Here is a 21029-nt window from a genome sequence, read left to right as displayed (position 1 = left end):
TGTGTGATGGTTCTTGAAGCAAAGGCTCAACTGCCGTACACCCGGCGCAGCCAGCGCGCCTTGCCGTTGAGCAGAGGCTGGAACGCCTTGCGGCGGTGCAGCACGCGGGCATTTTTGAAAATGAAGAAGTCGCCTGGTTGCAACACCACCTCTATACCCTGGGCATCGCGCAGGCACTGGCGCAGGAGCCCAAGTGCCTTTTCGCTGTCCAGGTCGAGGGCGGCCACGATGCCATCGTCAAAGCGCAGGCGATAACCGCCCTCGTCGTGCTCCAGCACCGGCAGCACCCTCGGCTGGCCATCGAAGCCCTCGTTGGAGGCAGGGGCACCAAAGGTGTAGGCAGACTTCTGCAACTGGGCGATCGCCCAGCCGGGCAGCTTTGAAAGGACATGATCCACACAAACAATGTCGGTGGAGGCGCCTTCAAAGTTGCGCACGGCGGTAAAGGCCAAGAAGTTCGGCACGGCGGTCGCGACATTTCGGCTTTGATCGGCGAAGGGCCAGTTGGGATTGTCGGTGTGCCAGAAAAACTCCACATCCGCGCCCCAAGAGCTGGTGGTGCCCGCGGCCTCCGGAACCGGAACGACGTTTCTGACCAGCTTGCCGAAGTTTTCATACTCGACTGCATGCGGCCTGACACCCAGCAGCCACAACATGCCAAAGTGCAGCAGATCGAAGTCAAGAACACACTCGGCGTTGGGCAGGAAACCATTGCGCGGCGTCGCGACGTCCGTAGAGAGCGAAATGCCTCTGATGAGCAGCGCTTTGTGCGGGCTGTCAGGAAATGCGCGAATTGCCTCGACGATATCCCGGCCCAACACTGTGCCGAGCCAATCCCCGCCGACTGCTCCCACACTCTCAGCGCAGTGCGGCGTTTCGGCCAGCCTCACGCGACAGCCCTCCAGCCCGGTCAGGTCGGGATCATTGACGACCACCACCTGTACCAATGAAGCCTCCTGAACATCCATGGCCATGACGCTCATGATTTGCGGTTCAGGTATGAGGTGACCTTGGGGTCCGGCTGATGGGCGAACGCCTTGGTTCGTCGGATAAACATCCCCAACGGCAGGATCAGGTAGAGCAGAACATAATCCATAGTGCACCTTCCCTAGTGTATGAAAGAGTTAATCCAGCGGTACTGTCTCGCGCCAGTCGACCGCCTCCTCGAACTGAGGCTGCTCCGATTTATCGAGGTAGAAGTCGCCAATTGCCAGCACATCCATGTTGGTACGCATGAAGCAGCGATAGGCTTCGAACGGCGTGTTCACAATCGGCTCACCACGCACGTTGAACGAGGTGTTGACCAATACAGGACACCCTGAACGCTGATAGAAGTGTTCAAGCAGCGCCCGGAACCGCGGGTTGCGCTCCCGGTCCACGGTCTGCACCCTTGCCGAGAAGTCCACGTGGGTGATTGCCGGCAGCTCGCTACGCACCAACTTGAGCAAGTCGATCCCGGTAAGCCGCGCACTCTCCTGTGGGATCGCCTTGCGAATGCCCGTTGCAATGGGCGAGACCACCAGCATGTAGGGGCTTTCCTCGACGATGTCGAAGTAGTCTGCCGCTTTTTCCTCAAGCACCACGGGAGCGAAGGGGCGGAAGGACTCGCGGAACTTGATGCGCAGGTTCATGTTTGACTGGGTGTCCGAGCGGCGCGGATCACCCAGGATCGAACGGCTGCCAAGCGATCGCGGACCGAACTCCATTCGCCCCTGGAACCAGCCGATGACCCCGCCATCCTCGATGCTGGTGCTCACCCGCTGGTCGAGCTCTTCCGGCGAAAGCCTGTGAAAAACAGCGCCGCAGGCTTCCAGTTCGTCCCTGATCTGCTCTTCGCTGTACTCCGGCCCAAGCAATGCTCCGCTCATGCCATCACGCACGCCAGCAGGCAGTTCGCGGCTCGCTACCCTGCGATACTTGCGGTCAGTCAGCAGCGCGGCGCCCAGCGAGCCACCCGCATCGCCAGCCGCCGGTTGCACCCACAGACGGTCGAATATCCGCTCACGCGAGATCACGCCGTTGGCTACGCAGTTGAGGGCAACACCCCCGGCCATGCACAGTGCGGTCTCGCCAGTGAGCTCACGGGCGGTCTTGGCCAGGCGCGAAACGACGATCTCCGTGACTTTCTGCACCGATGCGGCCAAATCGAACTCGCGATCGGTAAGGGGGGCCTCGGGCAAGCGCCGGGGGCCACCGAACAGCTGCTCAAAGGCATCGCCCGTCATGACCTGGCCTTTGATGAACTCAAACTTGGTCCAGTCGAGCCTGAAGCTGCCATCGGGCTTCACATCGATCAGATGCGAGAGGATCGTGTCGACGTAATGAGGCTTGCCATATGGCGCAAGTCCCATGAGTTTGTATTCGCCGGAGTCCACCTTGAAGCCGCAGAAATAGGTGAAGGCCGAATAGAGCAGGCCCAGCGAATGGGGAAAGGACAACTCGGCAACCAGCTTGATACCTTCTGGCCTGCCGTGCCAGACGGTGGTCGTCGCCCACTCGCCGACACTGTCGATACACAGGATCGCGGCGCTCTCGAAAGGACTGGGGAAAAATGCCGATGCAGCGTGGGACTCGTGGTGACCATGCACTTCGATTCGGCGACCGTCCCGGTCTCCCATCGCTCTGAGATGACGCACGACCTCACGGTCCATCCGGCGCTTGGTTGATAGCCATTCGCCAAGCACCGGTGCGTAGGTGCGCGCTGCCGAAAGCCCGGCCACGGCGGCCGTCGAGAGTACCCGACGGAACTTCAGTGCCGGGTCTTCGTAATAGGCGACATGGTCGACATCGGCCAGGTTTTTACCTGCGTTCCTCAGGACGTACTCGATGGCCTTGCGTGGAAAACCCGGGTCATGCCGTATCCGGCTGAAACGCTCTTCCTGGGCCGCGGCGACGATCTTGCCGTCCACTATCAGACTGGCCGCGCTGTCGTGATAAAAGGCAGAGATGCCAAGCGTAATCGTCATAGCAGCGACCTCACTTTTTCGCGAAACTTATCCAGCATTGTTTGCTCCCTGGGTGGATTGAGCGCGACGAATCCATTACGGACGCGCGCCCAGAGTTCATCACGGTCACTACGAGAAAAAGCACAAAGGTAGGTATCCAGACTCGCGGCAGCCCATGCCGTATGCCCGGTGGAGATGTTGTCGATGGAGTTGTGCAGATCGACGAACATCGTCGGATAGCCATAGGCAACCAACGCCTTGTGGGTACGCCGATAACCGCCCCCTACTCCGGACAGCTCCATCGCCAGGTTCAGCCCGAGAATCTCCGGGCAGTAGGTTTGGGGATATCGCCCGATAGACAACCAGAACACGGGCAGCTCGAAGTTCTCGTCGTTGAAACAAGCGGCGTTGGCGTATCCAGGGTCGGCGGTGGCCGGCAACTCGCCATGTACTGCCTTGAGCAGATGGCGGTAGATGACGGGATGGTTCTGCGCCTCGATTCCGTTGCCCAACTCATCGAAAAGCGTTTCGAACAGTCTGCTGCCGTACGCCGTGGAGGCTACCGCCGGGTGGGCGAACCCGGCCAGCCAGGCCCCGTCGATCATTGTCAGCGGCGCCAGGGACAGGATATCGGCGACCACCTCATCGCGAGACGGCAGCTCTTCGTCCTGCTCCAGTGCCTGGTTGGAAGCTTCATGCTGGCCCTGCAACCACTGCTGCAGGACACCGGGAGCCCAACGCTCCGGCAACGAGCAATACCCCTTGGTGACGCCACGGGCGGCCCTGGCCAGCCAGCTCTTCACGTAGTGACCGGCATAGGATTCCTCCGACGGCGTGAGCTCTATTCGCAACAGGCGCGGGTAGGCCTGTCGCGGGCTGAATCTGGCGACCAACGCTTGGGTTTCAGCGACCTCGCGAAGAGCCCCGGCGAGTTTGCCGTCGTCTTTCCATACCTGGAAAGCCGGGGTCTGCCTGGGCGCATCGGAGTAAGGCAAGCCGCAGATCCAGCGGTGAAGAATGGCAATATCGTCGCGACTGAAGATTCGGAACATCTTGCCCCGCGGCGAAATCAGGCTGGTGAGCAGTGGACTCGATTCCGGCCTGCCCGCCCGCACGTAAGCGCTGGCGGCAAGATGGTCGAGAAACTTCAAGGAGTCGTCGACTGCGAGCAAGGGCTTCATCGGCACCTTATTCAACTGAGTCTTGTCATGGTATTGACAAGCATCCAGCCGACGTCGGCTGATCAGGTGGCGCGCCGCCTCTCTCGGATCGAGCCAGCGCTCAAGCACATCGAGCAGCGCTTCGTTCATCTCCTCGGCCTGCCGGCGCGCCCACAGGTAGCCTTGGCGTACCCCATCGTTTCCGGCAGCGCCCATTTGCACGAGAAATTCCCGGACTGCCGTTTCGGCGAGCACGGCAAGATCGTCGGCACTACCAGCGGGGTCGCGACGCAGATCGAGAAACTGGCGGGCGGACGGCTCGTTATGGGCGATGAACTCAAACGAGGGCAACAGCCCACAATGACGCAGGTAAAGGTTGATCCCCAGGATCTGGGCCGTCAGCGACTCCGGAAAATGCCCCAATACGAGCAGGGTCGAGGCAAAGTTGAAGGCTCCGTCCGAGATCCTTGGGTCGGCCACTGCTCGCAAGAGATCTTCGCCAGCATCTGCCAGCGCGTGCTGACGCAGCAATTCCAGGTAGCGCTGGATACGACTGGCCCCTGGCTGACCGGCACCCACATCCGCCGCATGGATACTCAGCGCTGCCATGGCATGGCGTGCTTCATTATTCCAGCTGCCGCACACCCCATGAATCAGGTGCTGACTGCCGATCAGAAAGGGAGCCGACTCCAACGCCGCCTTGGCACGCAACGCCTGGGCATCCGCTTCGTTCCCCTCGATTGTCTGTGCCAACCTTCGGAATCCGTCGCGCAACGGCCCAAGCCGCTCGCATGCAACACTCGCCAGCCCCGCCAAAGCCGCCGGGCTGGTGAAGTCGACGTCTACCAAGTCCGTCCCATGCACCTCACCCAGGCAAGTGCGCAGGCTGACCGGCGTGAACATGCGCCTGGCCTCTCCCCCGGTCTCTGCCCCGAGGAAGCTGGAAAAGATTTGCCTATTAGTCTTCATCAGTGCATTGGATATATGGAGGAATTGTTTTTCTTCTTGGCTTTTTTCTTTTTCTTGAACAAAGAACCAAGTGCTTTGCGAATTCGCTTTAACATAGAGCCTCCTAAACTTTCATTGCAGGTATCGATGAATGGCGCGTGCTACGACATCACTGCCAAGGTCGGTAAAGTGCGCGCGATCAACGTATAACCATTCATCATCCGGACGCTCTCTAAAATCATCGATCAAACTGGCAAATCGAATACCCAAGTCATGACAACTGTTGGCCAGACTATCGGCGTAATATTCCGCGACCGTGGGGGCGGATATATCGCCATATAAATGCTGCCAGGTACCAAACCGGGAAATCTGATCAAGCTCATTAAACAGCTTCTGTTCTTCGGCACACGGCGTTCTTACCCAAGTCGCCAAGGGCTGGAGAACAAACGTAAGTTCTGCACCCAAAGAATCCGCGAGGCGTTTCCAGGTAGTCAGACAATTCATGGTGTCTTGCAGAGCGCGTACCAGAGTTTGCGAAACAGGCGGAACCTCAGTCGTTTCGGCCGGCCATTTTGGAAGTTTTCCAGGCGGCAGTTCTGCACCATTTTCCTCAGCAATTTCATCAAACTTTTCGTAATAGTCACCGCAGAAGTAGAACGGTGGCAGATCACCTCGAATGAACTCAGGAAGACGCGCCATGACCAGAGTATTGAAGCCGCCCATGATCACGATGCGTCGCACTTTGGGCAGTCGATGAGCATGCAGCACGAACAGCATCAATTCCTGGGTCGCATTAAAGGTATGCCCCGCGAAATTCAGCCATGGCGTAGCATCAGGATCATGCGTGGACAGGCGGCTCGCTACCGAGGCGGCATCACTGGAAGCCCCGTAACCCAAGGCTGACGAGGCCCCGACCAGTAAATTCACCTCTGATAGCGTGCTGGCCTCGAGGGTGCCGACACTGACCGGCCGACCTTGCGCATCATAGGCCAGGCGAAATCCGAGCCGATCGGTATTGATCGCTTCCGAACGGTAATCGGCGGCATTGAAACCCATCACATAAGGCAAGTACTGGGAACGACTGCGACTGGCGAATTGATCGTAGGTGAGCATCTGGGGTGTTAACTTCACACGTTCCAGACTGGGATCATCCAGCGCAATGCGCTTGCGTCTTTTAAACATGGCCAAGCCACTCCTTTAGCGAGAATCGGAATTCCATTTGATCAGCCAACTTTTTTTGGGACGAACGTCTATTTCGATTATTCAATATCGAAAGTGCGAACCTGCCAATAACGGCCCACAGCAAGCCAGGCACCATAAGTTTGAGATATCAACAATCCAAACTGTTAGATGCATGAAGGTCGAAATTAATTAAAACCGTGCGCGAGCAAAATAATTCACAGCACAATGCGACGAGGCGGGAAATTCAGTGATGATTTTTGCGAGGTGCAATTTGAAGGTATTGCAGACTGCAATACGCTGATACGGATAGCTTCCATGCATTGTATCTTCCTTCTTACTTTTATTCTTTTTGGCCCATCCGAGGGGCTCATGCGATCGATTCTAGACATTGGATCCCAAATGTCAAATGAAGCACCTGCATTTTATCCAAGAAAAAAAATATTCATGAAAAGGCGCGTAAATCAACAAACCCTATGAATGCCCGATCAAGTTACCTGACGACACCCTGCTGCTGACCGTGTCGCTGATTCTGGTGTCGTCGCTGTTTGCTTTTGCAATGTCAACATGAAGAGCAAGGACAACTCCTTCCAGGGCTTCGCCGCCACGTAGAACGTGGTTGCACTGTGCCTTTACATCATCGACCCGTCGCCGTCGCGTACGCGGCTCCTGAGCACCTTCCTCCACCCCCCCCATAGAGTGAGTCGCGTCTGCACCGTCCAAGGCCTTCCAGGCCAAGGACGGTAAGGCGGCTCCGCTTAGGTGAACAGCATCACCCTGAAAAGCGGGGTTTTTATCGCCCGATATTTCTCTTTTAGCCGCCATTGCCTAAGCACCAACCGATATAACGGTTATAACTCGAAGCCGGAAATATTTTAAAAACAGTCCTTTACAGCAAAATAATGACACTACACTTCAACTCAAGCGGCTTGATCCGCTTACGGCGAGCCTGATTCGATCCACAGCTGCCAAGGCCTCTTCAGGTATCGCCGACCACTTGATGTTTCGAGGGCTTTATGGGTATCGCTGCCAGCGAACTGTGCCGTTATGTGATCCGTCCGACATTGATCTACCTCGGGCGCCATAGCGCGACTGCCGAATCCCTGCTGCTGGGCATCGCCGCCAGTCAGTCAGCCCTTGGTTCAGCCCTGCATGACCGCCGTGGACACGGCTTGTACCGGATCGCCGAGCCCCGCCACCAGGCCCTCTGGGATCACTACCTGGCCCTGGACCCGGAGCGGGCGAGCCTGGTTCGCGGCCTGGCCAGCCAGCATGCTTTTCTCAGCGGGCCGCACCTGGAATTGACCGTCAACCTGCGTTATGCCACAGCCATCGCCTGGCTGCTGGTAGAAGAACAGAACACTCCCCTCCCCGCCTCCGATGACTTGCTGGGAATGGCCCGAATCTGGCGCCAGACCTTCCAGCCCCAAGGTCGTTTGCGAGACTTCACCTACGCCTGGCAAACCTGTGTTTCATCGTTGAATCAGGTCGCCTGCTGATTCACCCATTTCAGAAGATCGCCCAACAGGTCGCGATTTTGGTCGGATTGTCCTACAAAACCGCTCTAAATCAAGCAATACAGGCTATGGCGCCCGGACGAAAATGTTGGTAATTTTCGCTCCGGTGATCACCAGGAGTTCTAATAATGAAAAAAGTAATGCTCAAAACCACCCTTAGCCTCGCCGTTGCCTTGGCATCCACCCAGATCTTCGCCAGTGGCTTTGCCCTCAACGAACAAAGCATCAGCGGGATGGGGACAGGTTTTGCCGGGCGATCTTCTTCTGCCGACGACGCATCCACTGTTTTTGGTAACCCTGCCGGCATGTCTCGCCTCAAGCGCGAACAAGTGACCGGTGGTGTTGCATTTATCGACGCGCACGCTGACATCAGTGATGCCAGCTCCCGCCCGAATGGTGGTACCAACAAAGGTGACATGGTCCCTTTCATGGGCGTGCCCATGGGCTACTACGTAAAGCCACTCGATGACCAGTGGGCAGTCGGTTTCGGCGTCTATGCTCCATTCGGTCTGGTGACCGACTACGAGAACGGCTTCGCCGGCCGTTACTTCGGCAGTAAAAGCGAAGTCAAAATCGTGACTCTCCAGCCAACCATCAGCTACGCCTTCAACGACAAGGTGTCGATCGGTTTCGGTCCGACCATCAACCGCATTGACGGCACCCTGGAATCGAACCTGTCGCTAAACCCGCGCGCAGCGGACGGTAACGTCAAGATCAAAGGTGACGACACCGCGCTGGGGTATAACATCGGCATCTTGGTACAAGCGACCGACAGCACTCGCGTTGGCCTGACCTACCACTCGAAAGTGAAGTACAAGCTCGAAGGTGACACCAAGGTCAACTACAGTCTCCTCGGGGCTCTGGGTCAGAACCCTAACCAGAAGTACGATGCATCCCTGGACATAACGACTCCTGAATCGGTTGATATCTCGCTCACTCATCAACTGGATGACAAGTGGACCCTCTACGCGGGCAGCACCTGGACTCGCTGGAGCCGCCTGAAAGAAATCAGCGTCGAAAACAGCGGCGTCCCTGCAGCCCTGAACAGCCGGTTTGGTACCATCACCGAAGAACAGAACTGGCATGACACCTGGGCTCACGCCATCGGTGCTTCGTACCAGTTGAACAAACAATGGGTTCTGCGTACCGGTCTGTCCGTCGACCAGGCACCAACCAACAACGAAAACCGCTCCCCGCGCATTCCGACTGGCGATCGCAAGATTTTCAGCCTGGGCGCGGGCTGGAGTCCGACCGACGACCTGACCATCGACGTAGCGTACTCGTACCTGCGCGAAGAGTCGGTCAAGGTCAACAACAGCAACGGCCGCCAGAGCTACAACGCCAAGTATGAAAACTGGGCAAACGGTTTCGGTGTAGGCGCGACCTACCGTTTCTGATCATTCACGGCGAACCTGAACCCCTCGCCGCCTGAATTGAAAAAGCCCCGCACTCTTGTACAGAGGCGGGGCTTTTTAGTGCGCGTCGATCAGGGCTTCGAGGCCAGGGCTTTCTCCACCGCCTCGATGAACTCGGGATTGTCGGGCTTGGTCAGGCTGGAGAAATTGGCGATCACGTTGCCTTGGCGATCGACCACGTATTTGTAGAAATTCCACTTCGGCGAACTGCTTTGCTCGGCAAGGACCTTGAACAAATGCGTGGCGTCATCGCCGCGGACTTTCTGCGGTTCGGTCATGGTGAAGGTCACGCCGTAATTCACGTAACAGACCTTGGCAGTCTCTGCGCCATCCTTGGACTCTTGCCTGAAGTCATTGGATGGAACACCGACCACCTCAAGCCCTTGATCCTTGTAGCGCTGATACAGCGCCTCAAGACCTTTGAACTGCGGGGCGAAGCCACAGAAGCTTGCGGTATTGACCACCACCAACGGTTTGCCGGCGAAGCGCTGGCACAAATCGATGGATTCCTTGGCGCGCAGCTTCGGCAATGAGCCTTGCAACAGCTCCGGGCATTCTGCTGCCTGAGCCAGCCCGGAAAAAAACATCAGCAACGCAGGAACTGCAAGCCAGCGCATCGGCATGTCGGGGCATCCTTGAGCAATCGTCAGAACGCGAAACTACTCGCCTTCGCCGCTCGCTAGCAAGCAGCTCGCTAGCAAGCACCCATGCCCAGCTGCATCAATGCCAGCCCACCCTGATGCCAGCCCCACCAAACCAGGGCCAGCAGCAATACGCCGACGGCGATGGCTGCCATCCGCGGCCAAAGACTGTTCATGCGGCACTCACTTGAGTTTGCAGGCGCGCCACCGGCTGCTCGCGCACTGGCCAGTTCAGGGCTGCGGCCATCAGACTCAAGAGAATCGCCACCTGCCAGATCAAGTCGTAGCTCCCGGTTCGGTCATACACCACCCCGCCCAACCAGCCGCCGAGGAACGAGCCCAGCTGGTGGAACAGGAAAACAATCCCGCCGAGCATGGACAGATTTCGGACACCAAACAAGGTTGCCACCGTGCCGTTGGTCAAGGGCACCGTCGACAGCCAGAGGAAACCCATGGCCATGCCGAACAAATAGGCCGTGATCTGAGTGACGGGTGCCCAGAGGAACAGTGCAATCACCACCGCCCGCAACAGATACAGACCGGTGAGCAAGCGTGGTTTGGACATCCGTCCGCCGAGCCAGCCTGCGGTATAGGTACCGAAGATATTGAACAGCCCGATCAGCGCCAGCACCGTGGTGCCGACGGAGGCTGGCAGGTGTTGATCCACTAGATACGCCGGCAAGTGCACACCGATGAACACCACTTGAAAACCGCAGACAAAAAAGCCGAACGCCAACAACCAAAACCCTGAATGGGAGCAGGCTTCGTGTAGCGCTTCAGAGAGGGTTTGCTCATGCCCGAGCACCGGCAACGGCTTGTCTTTAAGCATGCTCACCAGCGGCACGATCAGCGCCACCAGCAGGCCCAGCACCAGCAATGCCGCAGACCAGCCCAGCCAGCCGATCAGCCCCAGCGTGCCGGGCAACATGGCGAATTGACCGAAGGAACCGGCAGCACTGGCGATCCCCATGCCCATACTGCGTTTTTCCGGTGGTACGGCACGGCCGACCACGCCAAGGATCACCGAGAACGAGGTGCCGGACAGACCGATACCGATCAACAACCCGGCGCTCAAGGACAAGGTCACCGCCGAATCGGACAACCCCATGAACATCAGGCCCAGGGCGTACAGAACACCACCGATCAACACCACCTTTGCGGCGCCAAAGCGGTCGGCCAATGCGCCGGTGAATGGCTGCGCCAGGCCCCAGATCAGGTTCTGCAGGGCAATGGCGAAGGCAAACACTTCGCGGCCCCAGCCGAATTCGGCACTCATCGGTGCCAGAAACAACCCGAAGCCGTGTCGCACCCCCAGGGACAACGCCAGAATCAGCGCACTGCCCAACAGCACCCAACCGCACGTACGCCACATCGATGTCATTGTTGTTCTCCGGTAGCGGGTATATACCCGCTTAAGATCGAAAAAACTGGCCTCAAGCCAGTTCGTCCAGCAGTTTCAGCAAGGTTTCACGCTTCTCGGCACCCAGACGGTCGATCAACCGCTGTTGCGCCGCTTCCCAGGCCGGCAAGGCCGCTGCCAGACGTTCGCGCCCTGTCTCGGTGAGCAGGACGATGCGATTGCGCATGTCTTCGCCCTCGACCAGCGTCACCAGACCTTCACCTTCCAGCACCCGTAGATTGCGCCCCAGGGTGCTGCGATCCAGGCCCATGGCCTCGGCCAGTGTCGAGATGCTCGGCTGATCCAGACGCTGCAGGTTGCACAGCAGAGAATACTGGGCAACGTTGATCCCGAAGCCGTCGAGCGCGCCGTCGTAATGCCTGCTGACGCCACGAGCGGCGCGACGCAGGTTAGTGCACAAACATTGAGAAGGAAGCATGGTGCGTGTATATACCCGCGGTTAAATGAAAGCAAATATTTCGACACATTTTACCTGTAAGAACGAGCAGCGCCGCGATCCGACTTGCCCGCTCCCCCACAGGAATTCACAGCAGCGCCAACCCCACCAGCAGCGCCACTTCCAGCAATTCCAGCAACGCCCCGGCAGTGTCGCCAGTCGTCCCGCCCAATCGTCGCATCATGACTTGCCGCAACCAGACAAACACCACAGCTGCCAGCGCAAGCGCCCACACACCGCTGAGGCCCGCGATCAACACACAGGCCACCGCACTGATCACCAACACCTGTTTCCCGGCCAAACGCGGCAGATGATCGGCCAGCGCCTGCCCCAATCCACCGCGACGCACGTAAGGTGTGGTCAGGAATAACCCCAACAGCGCGCTGCGAGCAATCAGTGGAACAATGATCAACACCACGCTGTGCTGCTGCTCAATCAACGCCAGCAACGCGGCGAATTTGAGCAGCAGCACCAGCACCAGCGTTACCACCGCGATCGGCCCGCTACGCGGGTCTTTCATGATCGTGAGAGTGCGCTCACGGTCGCCATAACCGCCGAGCCACGCATCGGCGCTATCGGCCAGGCCATCCAGGTGCAACGCGCCACTGAGCAACACCCACACGGTCAGCAGCAACGCCGCGTGAAGCAACAATGGCGCGCCCTGCAACAGCCCGTTCAGCGCCCACAGAATGGCGCCGAACAGCACGCCGACCAGCGGATAAAACAGCAGCGACCGGCCCAATTCCTCGGGCGTTGGCATGCCCGGCAGGCGAATCGGCAGGCTGCTGAGAAATTGCAGGGCGATCCAGAACGGCAACATGATCAGATCGCTTCCCTTAACAAGGCGCCGGATTCAACCGTCAACGAGAACAACGCGCCATGGCCAACCTCAACGTTGAGCAGCTGCTCACGCGGCAATCCGCGCGCTTGCGCCAGTAACAATCGCATGACGCCGCCATGGCTGATCAGCAGAACCCGCTCACCCGCATAGGCCGCGTGCAACCGCTCAATGGCCGCCAACACCCGCGTCGAAAAGTCGGCAACCGGCTCACCATCAGGCGGCGTAAACGAATAGGGATCGGCCCAGAACAAGCCCAATGCCTCGGCACTGGTTTCCATCAGCGCCGCGGCGCTCTGCCCTTCCCAAGCGCCGAAGTGCAGCTCTTGCAGATCCTTTTCCAGCTGCACCGGCAACCCCAGTTGCGTCCCAAGCTCTTCAGCAAAGCGTGCACAACGCTGCAACGGCGAGCTGACCAAGCGATCCCAAGGGCCCTGCTCAACCACCGCAGCGCGCATCTGCTCCCAGCCCTTGCCGGTCAGCGCGTCATCGAGGCTGCCGCGCAGGCCGCCACCGAGTTCGGTTTCGCCATGACGCAACAGGTCCAGGCGCAAGGTCATGCCGGGCGATCCGCCACTGCGGCTTCGGCGAATGTTGCCATCTGTCCGTGCAGGTCGCAGGCCAGGCGCAGCAATGGCACGGCCAACGCCGCACCACTGCCCTCGCCCAACCGCAGACCGAGGTCCAGCAACGGTTCGGCGTTCAGGGTTTCCAGCACATGGCGATGACCTGGCTCGGCACCACGATGACCGAACAGCAACCACTCACGACAAGCCGGATTCAGACGCACCGCCACCAGCGCGGCGACGCTGCAAATAAACCCGTCGACCAACACCGCGACACCTTCCTGAGCACAAGCCAGGTACGCGCCAACCAGCGCAGCGATTTCGAAACCGCCGAGGTTGAACAAGGTTTGCAGCGCATCGCCACGCTGAGCACCATGCAACGCCAAGGCGCGCTCGATGACCTGGGCTTTATGGCTGACACCCGCCGCGTTCAGGCCAGTGCCCGGTCCGGCCAGGTGCACCACCGGGCAATCGAGCAAAGCACAGGCCAAGGCGCTGGCCGCCGTGGTATTGCCGATGCCCATTTCGCCGCCGATGAACAACTGCGCGCCTGCCGCGATGGCGCGCTGCACACTGTCGCGACCAGCCTGCAAGGCGAGTTCGCCCTGGGCCTGAGTCATCGCCGGGCCCTGGACGAAATTCGCCGTGCCCGGGCCGACGTTCAGGTGACGCACACCCGGCAGATTCAATGACGGCGTAACGGTGCCGAGGTCGACTACTTCAAGGGACGCGCCCAACTGCCGCGCCAACACACTGATCGCCGCGCCGCCGCTGACGAAGTTGTGCAGCATCTGTCCGGTGACTTCCTGCGGAAACGCCGACACCCCTTCGGCGACCACGCCATGGTCACCGGCAAAAATCGCGATCCACAGCTGATCGAGGGTCGGCTTGACCTGCCCCTGCAACCCGGCCAGTTGCACCGCCACCGCTTCGAGCTGGCCGAGGGAACCGGCAGGCTTGGTCAGTTGCTGTTGACGCGCCTGCGCCTGTTCGACCACTTGTGCATCGATTGGCTTGCACGGGTTCAGCCACCAGGTGTGAGTCATAATGCAGTTCCTTTCAAAGTCAGGGGCAGGCCGGCGACGGTCAGGACGACACGTTGGCAGCGCTCGGCCAAGGCTTGATGCAGCCAACCGGCTTCATCGACATAGCGGCGAGTCAATTCGCCCAGCGGCACGACACCCATTCCGGTCTCGTTGCTGACAAAAATGATTTCACCCGGCAACGATGCCAGGCAGTCCAGCAGGGCCTCGCGCTCGGCCGACAGGCACTCGGCGTCGTCGAGCATCAGCAGATTGGTCAGCCACAGCGTCAGGCAATCCACCAGCAGGCAACGGTCGACGCCGGCGCTTTCGCGCAGTACGCGGGCCAGCTCCAGCGGTTCCTCGATCAACGCCCATTCGGCCGGACGACGAGCACGGTGATGGGCCACCCGCTCGTTCATTTCACCGTCCAGGGGTTGGCTGGTGGCGATGTAAGTGACGTGGAGCTGACTGTCAGTCGCCAGCTTTTCAGCCAGACGACTTTTGCCGGAGCGGGCGCCGCCGAGGATCAGTTGCAGCATGGTTCATTCCTTAAAATCTTCGATGAGGCCAGTGCAGCCACCTCAAAACCCGCAGAGTTCACGCAACAGCGAGGTATCCAGATGCTTCTCCACCAGATCCGCCAACCGCTCGATATCGCGCTCGCGCAACCCGTGGTAATCCACCTCCTGCACCTCCTGCAAACCAGCCCAACGCAACAGTGCACTGCACGCCGCCGGTGATTCGAACAGGCCATGCAGGTACGTACCGAAAATCTGCCCATCGGCACTTTGCGCACCATCGCTGCGACCATCGTCCAGCTGCACGGCGGCGTTTTCCAGCGCCGGCCCGGTGGTCACGCCGGCATGAATTTCATAGCCGCTGACCTGCGCATCTTCCAGCGCCAGACGCCCACGTACGTTGCGTAACTGCTTCTCTTCTTCGAGCTGCGTTTCGAACGCCAGCAAACCCAAACCGGCACTGGAACCCGGCGCGCCTTCGAGGCCCAGCGGGTCATGCACCTGCTCACCGAGCATTTGCAGGCCGCCGCAGATTCCCAGCACTTTGCCGCCGTAGCGCAAGTGCCGCGCGATCGCCGAGTCCCAGCCGTTGCTCCGCAGGTACGCGAGGTCGCTGCGTACGCTTTTCGAACCCGGGAGAATCATCAGGTCGGCCGGTGGAATCGCCTGGCCAGGGCCGATGAATTGCAGGTCCACTTGCGGATGCAGGCGCAGTGGATCGAAATCGGTGTGGTTGCTGATGCGCGGCAGTACCGGCACCACCACGTTGAGTACTTGATCGGCCTTGTCGGTCTGACGCTGATCGAGGCCGTCCTCGGCCTCAAGATGCAGGTCCATCACATAAGGCAACACGCCGATCACTGGTTTGCCGGTGCGCGCTTCCAGCCAGTCCAGCCCCGGTTGCAGCAAGGCGATATCGCCGCGAAAACGGTTGATGATGAAGCCTTTGACCCGCGCCTGTTCGCTCGGCGACAGCAGCTCCAGCGTACCGACCAAATGCGCGAAAACTCCGCCGCGATTGATGTCGGCAATCAGCACCACCGGGCAGTCCACCGCCTCGGCAAACCCCATGTTGGCGATGTCGCCGGCGCGCAGGTTGATCTCGGCCGGCGAGCCCGCCCCTTCAACCATCACCAGCGGATACGCCGCGCTCAGCCGTTCATGGGAGGCCAGCACCGCCTGCATGGCGATGGCTTTGTAGTCGTGATAGGCGACCGCATTCATGGTGGTGACGGCGCGGCCATGGATGATCACTTGGGCGCCGGTATCACTGTTGGGTTTAAGCAGCACCGGGTTCATGTCGGTGTGCGGTTCAAGGTTTGAAGCCTGGGCCTGCACCGCCTGAGCGCGACCTATCTCGCCACCGTCGGCGGTCACCGCACTGTTGAGGGCCATGTTCTGCGGCTTGAACGGCACCACGCTCACGCCTTGGCGCGTGACCCAGCGACACAGTGCCGTCACCAGTGTGCTTTTACCGGCATCGGATGTGGTGCCTTGCACCATCAACGTTGTCATGGGTTTTCCTTGGCATGGATTTGCAGGGCTTGTTCGAGGCGCGACCAGTCCGCTTCATCCGCAGGTAAACCAAAACGCAGGCTGCTGTTGTGGGTGAACAACCGCAGCAGAATGCCACGCCGGGCCATGAATTCATGCAGCGCTTGGGCGCGCTCGGTGATCAGCCACTGGAACAACGCGCAACCGCCCTGAGGTTTGAAACCATACCGCTCAAGCAGCAACGCCAGACGCTCGCCAGCTTCGTCAGTGCGAATGCGCTGTCGGGTGTGCCCGTCCGTATCCGTCAGGCACGCCTGGCCCAGGACGCGGGTCGGCCCACTGACCGCCCAAGGCCCGACCTGCTCGGCCAACAGTTTGAGCAACTTGCGCTCGGCCAGCACAAACCCTAGCCGCACACCGGCCAGGCCGAAAAACTTGCCGAAGGAACGCAGCACGATCAAGCCGATCTGGTTGGTGAACGGCGCCAGACTCAAATGCGGTGTGTTGTCCATGAACGCCTCGTCCACCACCAACCAGCCACCGCGCTGGGCCAGCCGCGCATGCCAATCCAGCAGGCGGGCCGGGGTCAGGCTCAGACCCGTGGGATTGTTCGGATTGACCACCACCAGCACGTCCAGGTTGTCGAGAAAGAAATCGACTTCCGACTCCAGGACTTCACGCACGACATAACCGTTGCGACGCCAGGCTTCGGCGTGCTCGGCGTAACACGGCGACAGCACACCGACCTTGCCGGCCCTGCGCAAACGCGGCAGCAACTGAATCGCCATTTGCGAACCGGCCACGGGCAACACCTGGGCCGCACCGTAATAGTCGCAGGCGGCTTGCTCCAGACCGTCATCGGTTTCCGGCAAACGTGCCCAGGCCCGCAGCGGGATATCCGGAACCGGGAATGGCCAGGGCGCAAGACCACTGGACAGGTCGAGCCAATCGGCTTCGGCGATACCGTATTCAAGTGCTGCCTTGCGCAACCGGCCACCGTGTTCAAGCATAGAATTCAGCCCCCACGCAGAGAATCAGCAGCCATAACCATACCCCGCGCTGGACCAATTGCCAGCCACGGTCGATGGAATCGGCATCCGCCGGCACGCCTTCGCCCAACTGCGGACGCTGATGCAGTTCGCCGTGATAAATCGCCGCCCCGCCCAACTCGACACCCAACGCACCAGCACCAGCCGCCATCACCGGCCCGGCATTCGGGCTGTCCCAGGTCGGCCCCTGGGTGCGCCAGCATTTCAGCGCCAGTCGGGTTTTGCCCAACAGTGCGTAGGTCAACGCCACCAGGCGTGCAGGAATGTAGTTGAGGACATCGTCGATCTTTGCGGCAGCCCAGCCGAAACGCTCGAAGCGTTCGTTGCGATAACCCCACATCGCATCCAGGGTGTTGCTCAGACGATAGAGCACCACACCGGGCGCACCCGCCACGGCAAACCAGAACAGCGCGGCGAACACTGCATCGCTGCCGTTCTCCAACACCGATTCGGTGGCGGCGCGGGCGACTTCGGTTTTGTCCAGTTCGCTGGTCTGGCGGCTGACCAGATAACCGACACGTGTGCGCGCCTCAACCAGATCATCGCTGCGCAGGGCCTTAGCCACCGGCTCGACATGCTCGCCGAGGCTGCGCATGCCAAGCGCGCAATAGAGCGCGAGAATCTCGACGATCCAGCCAACATAAGGTGCCCAGGACAGCGCGGTGACCAGCAAGGTCAGCGGCACGACCGCCATCACCCAGGCCGTCACCCCGTGACTGCGCCAGCCGCGGCCAGCGGAGTTGAAACGTTGTTCGATGCGATCGGCAAAACGACCGAACGCCACCAGCGGATGCCAGCGTTTGGGTTCACCCAGCAGCGCATCCAGCGCGACCGCGGCGACACTCAACAACGCCACACTCATTGACTCACTCCCCAATAATTTTCATACAGCAACTCGTTGAGCGGACGCGCTTGCGCCCAGCCTTCGAGTACCAGCATCGGCGCTGGATAGAATTCCTTGACCGGCCCCAGGCAAAGAACGGCCAAAGGCTTGGCCCCGACCGGTAAACCCAACAGGTTCGCCAAGGCTTGCGGTTCGAACAGCGACACCCAGCCCATGCCCAGGCCTTCGGCGCGGGATGCCAGCCAAAGGTTCTGGATGGCACAGGACAGCGAGGCCATGTCCATTTCCGGCAACGTACGACGGCCGAAGATATGCCGTTCGCGATCGTCCATCAGCGCAGCGACCAGCACTTCGGCGCAGTCTTGGATGCCTTCGACCTTGAGCTTCATGAATTCGTCGGAGCGCTCGCCGAGGGCTTCGGCGGTGCGGACGCGCTCTTCCTCCACCAGTTGCTGGATCTGTCCGCGCAGCGCCCGGTCGCTGATGCGGATGAACCGCCAGGGCTGCATCAGGCCGACGCTCGGCGCCTGGTGCGCGGCTTCGAGCAGGCGCCTCAGTAACTCGGGCTCGACCGTGCCGCCGCTGAAGTGGCGCATGTCACGGCGTTCGCCGATGGCTCGGTAGACCGCATCGCGTTCGGCTTCGGAAAAGGCGTTTTCTGTCATGGCCTGCTCGCGATGACGGCTTCACGATCGGGCGCCAACAACGCAGCAATCGCCGCCGGATTGGACGGAAAATAAAAGTGCACATAAGAGGCCGTCATCCGCCCCTCACGATAAACCGCCTCCGCCCCTCGCCCGCCATTGGGGCTCAGGCCACGCGCAATCGGCTCAAGCTCGGTGCTGGTCAGCGAGTGGTGATAGGTGTGCCCGCGCAGCAAACCTTCGGGCAATTCCACCGCCTGCAAGGCCAACGCCGCCAAACGCTTCTGCATCACCGCATCACCGGTCAGCAAGCCAACCAGTTCAGCGCGAGTACCCTCGACATCGGTCAACGAGTCCAACAGGTACAACATGCCGCCACACTCGGCCAGCAACGGTTTGCCCGCCGAGTGATGCGCGCGGATGGCGGTCAGCATTGGCGTGTTTTGTGACAACGCCACATGGTGCAATTCAGGGTAACCGCCCGGCAGATAAAGGCTGTCTGCCGCCGGCAACTCGCGGTCGCGGATCGGCGAGAAGAAAGACAACTCGGCGCCCATCGCCCGCAGCAGATCCAGGCTCGCGCCGTAGGTAAATGCAAAGGCTTCGTCCCGGGCCACGGCAATCCGCACACCGGCCAGCAATGGTTCGGCGGCGATCACTTCAGGCGCGGCGAATTCCACGGCAGGCGGTAAAGCCACGTCGCAACTGCTGGCCAGCGAGGCGGCGGCTGCATCGAGGCGCAGATCGAGATCATTCAATTCGCTGGCCTGTACCAGGCCGAGGTGCCGACTCGGCAATTCGATGCCGGTTTCCCGGGACAGCGCGCCGTACCAGCGCAAGCCTTCTGTCAGACTGCCTTCGAGCAATTGCGCATGACGCAGGGTGCCAACCCGGTTGGCCAACACACCGGCAAACGGCAAATCCGGCTGATAGCGCGCAAGCCCCAGGGCCAGTGCGCCAAACGTCTGCGCCATCGCGGTGCCGTCAATCACGCCGAGCACCGGCACACCGAAATGCCGCGCCAGGTCGGCACTGGACGGCGTACCGTCGAACAACCCCATGACGCCTTCGATGAGAATCAGGTCAGCTTCGCCAGCGGCTTCCCACAACAGGCGACGACTTTCCTGCTCGCCAACCATCCACATGTCCAGCTGATAGACCGGCGCACCGCTGGCGCGCTCGAGAATCATCGGATCGAGAAAGTCCGGGCCGCATTTAAACACACGCACCTTGCGCCCCTGATTGCGGTGCAAGCGGGCGAGCGCGGCGGTGACGGTGGTCTTGCCCTGACCGGAGGCCGGCGCGGCAATCAGTACCGCCGGGCATTGACGTGGTTGATTCACAACTCGACGCCTTTTTGCGCCTTGATCCCGGCCTGGAAGGCGTGCTTGATCATGCCCATTTCGGTGACGGTGTCAGCCAGTTCGATCATCTCCGGTTTGGCGCCACGGCCAGTGACCACCACATGCTGCATCGGCGGACGGGCCTGCAAGTCGCTGAGCACCTGATCGAGATCGAGGTAACCGTGCTTGAGGGCGATGTTCAATTCATCGAGTACCACCAGGCCAATCGACGGATCGCTCAGCAGTTCGCGGGACACCGCCCACGCAGCTTCGGCGGCGGCGATGTCACGCTGGCGGTCCTGGGTTTCCCAGGTGAAGCCCTCGCCCATCACATGAAAACGCACCTGCTCCGGGAAACGCCGGAAGAACAGCTCCTCGCCGGTGCTGCTGCGCCCCTTGATGAACTGCACCACACCGCATTGCATGCCGTGGCCCATGGAGCGCGCAAGCATGCCGAACGCCGAACTGCTTTTGCCTTTACCGTTGCCGCTCAGCACCAGCAGCAGGCCGCATTCATTCGGCGAATTGGCGATGCGTTCGTCGATCACGGCTTTTTTGCGCAGCATGCGCGCCAGATGGCGTTCGTCACGATCGGGGGTATCAGTCATGGGGGAGCTCTCCGTTGAGGCTGGATAACGGCGGGCAGGCACAAGAATAGACGGCAAGAAGCCTGGCATCGCCCACCGTGATGCCGCTGAATGGATCAGGCCGGTCTCCGGGCTCATGAGCGGCCTCAAGGCCAACTGCGCGCCTTCCCATGTCGACAGTCGACACAGTGGCTCAAGGCACAGTCTTCACTCATTTACCGTTGCGGGGGCAGCGCCGGGATCGTGATCATTCTTCGCTGGAAGAAATCCACTCACCGGCTTCCCTGTTTCACTCTGTCGACCAAGGCCACAGAGCACCTGAAACAAGCCGCGAAGGTTAGAGGGTTGGGGGTGGAGCGTCAATTAAAGACGGGACGCCTTCCGGCGAATAACTGCCGCCGATCAATTATCTGACGCCAATCTTGTGCCACACTGCCAGCAGTGATATCAAAGAGCCACA

The 21029-nt window shown here is 60.2% G+C and carries 20 protein-coding genes, 1 pseudogene and 1 riboswitch; of the genes and pseudogenes, 3 read left to right on the top strand and 18 right to left on the bottom strand.

The window, feature by feature from the left end; genetic code table 11:
* Positions 1-26: 26 nt before the first annotated feature.
* The 4 genes from ACEN8R_RS04005 to ACEN8R_RS03990 form a co-directional block, all read right to left on the bottom strand.
* Positions 27-983 (bottom strand): TauD/TfdA family dioxygenase, encoded by a 957-nt coding sequence (locus ACEN8R_RS04005; protein WP_018925146.1) that lies wholly within the window; start codon positions 981-983, stop codon positions 27-29.
* A 141-nt stretch (positions 984-1124) separates the two neighbouring features.
* Positions 1125-2966 (bottom strand): carbamoyltransferase family protein, encoded by a 1842-nt coding sequence (locus ACEN8R_RS04000; RefSeq protein WP_018925144.1) that lies wholly within the window; start codon positions 2964-2966, stop codon positions 1125-1127.
* The gene (locus ACEN8R_RS03995; RefSeq protein ID WP_064619333.1) at positions 2963-5008 is read right to left on the bottom strand and encodes an iron-containing redox enzyme family protein; all 2046 of its coding nucleotides are present in this window, start codon (positions 5006-5008) and stop codon (positions 2963-2965) included. The genes ACEN8R_RS04000 and ACEN8R_RS03995 overlap by 4 nt, the downstream gene beginning before the upstream one ends.
* 177 nt (positions 5009-5185) lie before the next feature.
* On the bottom strand, positions 5186-6235 hold the full coding sequence (locus ACEN8R_RS03990; RefSeq protein WP_018925142.1) for an SGNH/GDSL hydrolase family protein: 1050 nt from the start codon (positions 6233-6235) through the stop codon (positions 5186-5188).
* Positions 6236-6719: 484 nt separating this feature from the next.
* Between ACEN8R_RS03990 and ACEN8R_RS03985 the strand changes: the two are divergent.
* The 3 genes and pseudogenes from ACEN8R_RS03985 to ACEN8R_RS03975 all read left to right on the top strand — a co-directional run.
* A pseudogene (locus ACEN8R_RS03985) lies at positions 6720-6841 on the top strand (phosphatidylcholine/phosphatidylserine synthase); the annotation flags it as partial.
* A gap of 407 nt (positions 6842-7248) precedes the next feature.
* A complete protein-coding gene (locus ACEN8R_RS03980; protein WP_007936111.1) occupies positions 7249-7731 on the top strand; it encodes a hypothetical protein in 483 nt (160 codons plus the stop codon).
* Between the two features lie 146 nt (positions 7732-7877).
* Positions 7878-9146 (top strand): OmpP1/FadL family transporter, encoded by a 1269-nt coding sequence (locus tag ACEN8R_RS03975; protein ID WP_018925140.1) that lies wholly within the window; start codon positions 7878-7880, stop codon positions 9144-9146.
* A gap of 89 nt (positions 9147-9235) precedes the next feature.
* Here the strand turns inward: ACEN8R_RS03975 and ACEN8R_RS03970 are convergent, their stop codons facing one another.
* The 14 genes from ACEN8R_RS03970 to cobO all read right to left on the bottom strand — a co-directional run bounded on the left by ACEN8R_RS03970 (position 9236) and on the right by cobO (position 20590).
* Positions 9236-9787, bottom strand: coding sequence for a glutathione peroxidase (locus ACEN8R_RS03970; RefSeq protein ID WP_018925139.1), 552 nt, complete (start codon positions 9785-9787; stop codon positions 9236-9238).
* A 71-nt stretch (positions 9788-9858) separates the two neighbouring features.
* Positions 9859-9981, bottom strand: coding sequence for a hypothetical protein (locus ACEN8R_RS03965; RefSeq protein WP_007936107.1), 123 nt, complete (start codon positions 9979-9981; stop codon positions 9859-9861).
* Positions 9978-11186, bottom strand: a complete 1209-nt coding sequence (locus ACEN8R_RS03960) for an MFS transporter (protein WP_018925138.1) — start codon at positions 11184-11186, stop codon at positions 9978-9980. The genes ACEN8R_RS03965 and ACEN8R_RS03960 overlap by 4 nt, the downstream gene beginning before the upstream one ends.
* Before the next feature lie 52 nt (positions 11187-11238).
* Positions 11239-11643: a MarR family winged helix-turn-helix transcriptional regulator gene (locus ACEN8R_RS03955; RefSeq protein ID WP_007898923.1), complete on the bottom strand. Its 405-nt coding sequence runs from the start codon at positions 11641-11643 to the stop codon at positions 11239-11241.
* Positions 11644-11749: 106 nt separating this feature from the next.
* A complete protein-coding gene (locus ACEN8R_RS03950) occupies positions 11750-12481 on the bottom strand; it encodes an adenosylcobinamide-GDP ribazoletransferase (protein WP_413696982.1) in 732 nt (243 codons plus the stop codon).
* A gap of 2 nt (positions 12482-12483) precedes the next feature.
* Complete coding sequence (gene cobC, locus ACEN8R_RS03945; RefSeq protein ID WP_086945830.1) at positions 12484-13059, bottom strand: alpha-ribazole phosphatase family protein; 576 nt, start codon at positions 13057-13059, stop codon at positions 12484-12486.
* A complete protein-coding gene (gene cobT, locus ACEN8R_RS03940) occupies positions 13056-14111 on the bottom strand; it encodes a nicotinate-nucleotide--dimethylbenzimidazole phosphoribosyltransferase (RefSeq protein WP_018925134.1) in 1056 nt (351 codons plus the stop codon). The genes cobC and cobT overlap by 4 nt, the downstream gene beginning before the upstream one ends.
* Positions 14108-14629 carry a bifunctional adenosylcobinamide kinase/adenosylcobinamide-phosphate guanylyltransferase gene (gene cobU, locus ACEN8R_RS03935; RefSeq protein WP_495624580.1) on the bottom strand — a complete coding sequence of 174 codons (522 nt, stop codon included), beginning with the start codon at positions 14627-14629 and terminating at the stop codon, positions 14108-14110. The genes cobT and cobU overlap by 4 nt, the downstream gene beginning before the upstream one ends.
* Positions 14630-14671: 42 nt before the next feature.
* Complete coding sequence (locus ACEN8R_RS03930) at positions 14672-16123, bottom strand: cobyric acid synthase (protein WP_018925132.1); 1452 nt, start codon at positions 16121-16123, stop codon at positions 14672-14674.
* Entirely contained in the window at positions 16120-17112 is a 993-nt protein-coding gene (cobD, locus tag ACEN8R_RS03925) for a threonine-phosphate decarboxylase CobD (protein ID WP_018925131.1), read from the bottom strand. The genes ACEN8R_RS03930 and cobD overlap by 4 nt, the downstream gene beginning before the upstream one ends.
* Positions 17105-18013 (bottom strand): adenosylcobinamide-phosphate synthase CbiB, encoded by a 909-nt coding sequence (cbiB, locus tag ACEN8R_RS03920; protein ID WP_018925130.1) that lies wholly within the window; start codon positions 18011-18013, stop codon positions 17105-17107. The genes cobD and cbiB overlap by 8 nt, the downstream gene beginning before the upstream one ends.
* Positions 18010-18660, bottom strand: a complete 651-nt coding sequence (gene bluB / locus ACEN8R_RS03915) for a 5,6-dimethylbenzimidazole synthase (protein ID WP_018925129.1) — start codon at positions 18658-18660, stop codon at positions 18010-18012. Before bluB ends, cbiB begins: the two co-directional genes overlap by 4 nt.
* On the bottom strand, positions 18657-19982 hold the full coding sequence (locus tag ACEN8R_RS03910) for a cobyrinic acid a,c-diamide synthase CobB (protein ID WP_018925128.1): 1326 nt from the start codon (positions 19980-19982) through the stop codon (positions 18657-18659). Before ACEN8R_RS03910 ends, bluB begins: the two co-directional genes overlap by 4 nt.
* Entirely contained in the window at positions 19979-20590 is a 612-nt protein-coding gene (gene cobO, locus ACEN8R_RS03905) for a cob(I)yrinic acid a,c-diamide adenosyltransferase (RefSeq protein ID WP_007936078.1), read from the bottom strand. Before cobO ends, ACEN8R_RS03910 begins: the two co-directional genes overlap by 4 nt.
* Before the next feature lie 81 nt (positions 20591-20671).
* Positions 20672-20906: riboswitch (cobalamin riboswitch) on the bottom strand.
* Positions 20907-21029 lie beyond the last annotated feature (123 nt).

Source organism: Pseudomonas sp. Pseusp15 (assembly GCF_059492165.1).
The sequence above is the reverse complement of the archived record's forward strand: the minus strand, read 5'-3'. Positions and strand labels throughout refer to the sequence as shown.

Bases quoted from the DNA above. Each gene is read 5' to 3' on its own strand.
- cobO (WP_007936078.1), bottom strand. From the start codon at position 20,590: ATGACTGATACCCCCGATCGTGACGAACGCCATCTGGCGCGCATGCTG.
- ACEN8R_RS03975 (WP_018925140.1), top strand. From the start codon at position 7,878: ATGAAAAAAGTAATGCTCAAAACCACCCTTAGCCTCGCCGTTGCCTTG.
- ACEN8R_RS03990 (WP_018925142.1), bottom strand. From the start codon at position 6,235: ATGTTTAAAAGACGCAAGCGCATTGCGCTGGATGATCCCAGTCTGGAA.
- ACEN8R_RS03950 (WP_413696982.1), bottom strand. From the start codon at position 12,481: ATGTTGCCGTTCTGGATCGCCCTGCAATTTCTCAGCAGCCTGCCGATT.
- cobC (WP_086945830.1), bottom strand. From the start codon at position 13,059: ATGACCTTGCGCCTGGACCTGTTGCGTCATGGCGAAACCGAACTCGGT.
- ACEN8R_RS03970 (WP_018925139.1), bottom strand. From the start codon at position 9,787: ATGCCGATGCGCTGGCTTGCAGTTCCTGCGTTGCTGATGTTTTTTTCC.
- cobU (WP_495624580.1), bottom strand. From the start codon at position 14,629: ATGCTGCAACTGATCCTCGGCGGCGCCCGCTCCGGCAAAAGTCGTCTG.
- cobT (WP_018925134.1), bottom strand. From the start codon at position 14,111: ATGACTCACACCTGGTGGCTGAACCCGTGCAAGCCAATCGATGCACAA.
- ACEN8R_RS04005 (WP_018925146.1), bottom strand. From the start codon at position 983: ATGAGCGTCATGGCCATGGATGTTCAGGAGGCTTCATTGGTACAGGTG.
- ACEN8R_RS03930 (WP_018925132.1), bottom strand. From the start codon at position 16,123: ATGACAACGTTGATGGTGCAAGGCACCACATCCGATGCCGGTAAAAGC.
- ACEN8R_RS03980 (WP_007936111.1), top strand. From the start codon at position 7,249: ATGGGTATCGCTGCCAGCGAACTGTGCCGTTATGTGATCCGTCCGACA.
- ACEN8R_RS03955 (WP_007898923.1), bottom strand. From the start codon at position 11,643: ATGCTTCCTTCTCAATGTTTGTGCACTAACCTGCGTCGCGCCGCTCGT.
- cbiB (WP_018925130.1), bottom strand. From the start codon at position 18,013: ATGAGTGTGGCGTTGTTGAGTGTCGCCGCGGTCGCGCTGGATGCGCTG.
- ACEN8R_RS03965 (WP_007936107.1), bottom strand. From the start codon at position 9,981: ATGAACAGTCTTTGGCCGCGGATGGCAGCCATCGCCGTCGGCGTATTG.
- ACEN8R_RS03960 (WP_018925138.1), bottom strand. From the start codon at position 11,186: ATGACATCGATGTGGCGTACGTGCGGTTGGGTGCTGTTGGGCAGTGCG.
- ACEN8R_RS04000 (WP_018925144.1), bottom strand. From the start codon at position 2,966: ATGACGATTACGCTTGGCATCTCTGCCTTTTATCACGACAGCGCGGCC.
- bluB (WP_018925129.1), bottom strand. From the start codon at position 18,660: ATGACAGAAAACGCCTTTTCCGAAGCCGAACGCGATGCGGTCTACCGA.
- cobD (WP_018925131.1), bottom strand. From the start codon at position 17,112: ATGCTTGAACACGGTGGCCGGTTGCGCAAGGCAGCACTTGAATACGGT.
- ACEN8R_RS03995 (WP_064619333.1), bottom strand. From the start codon at position 5,008: ATGTTCACGCCGGTCAGCCTGCGCACTTGCCTGGGTGAGGTGCATGGG.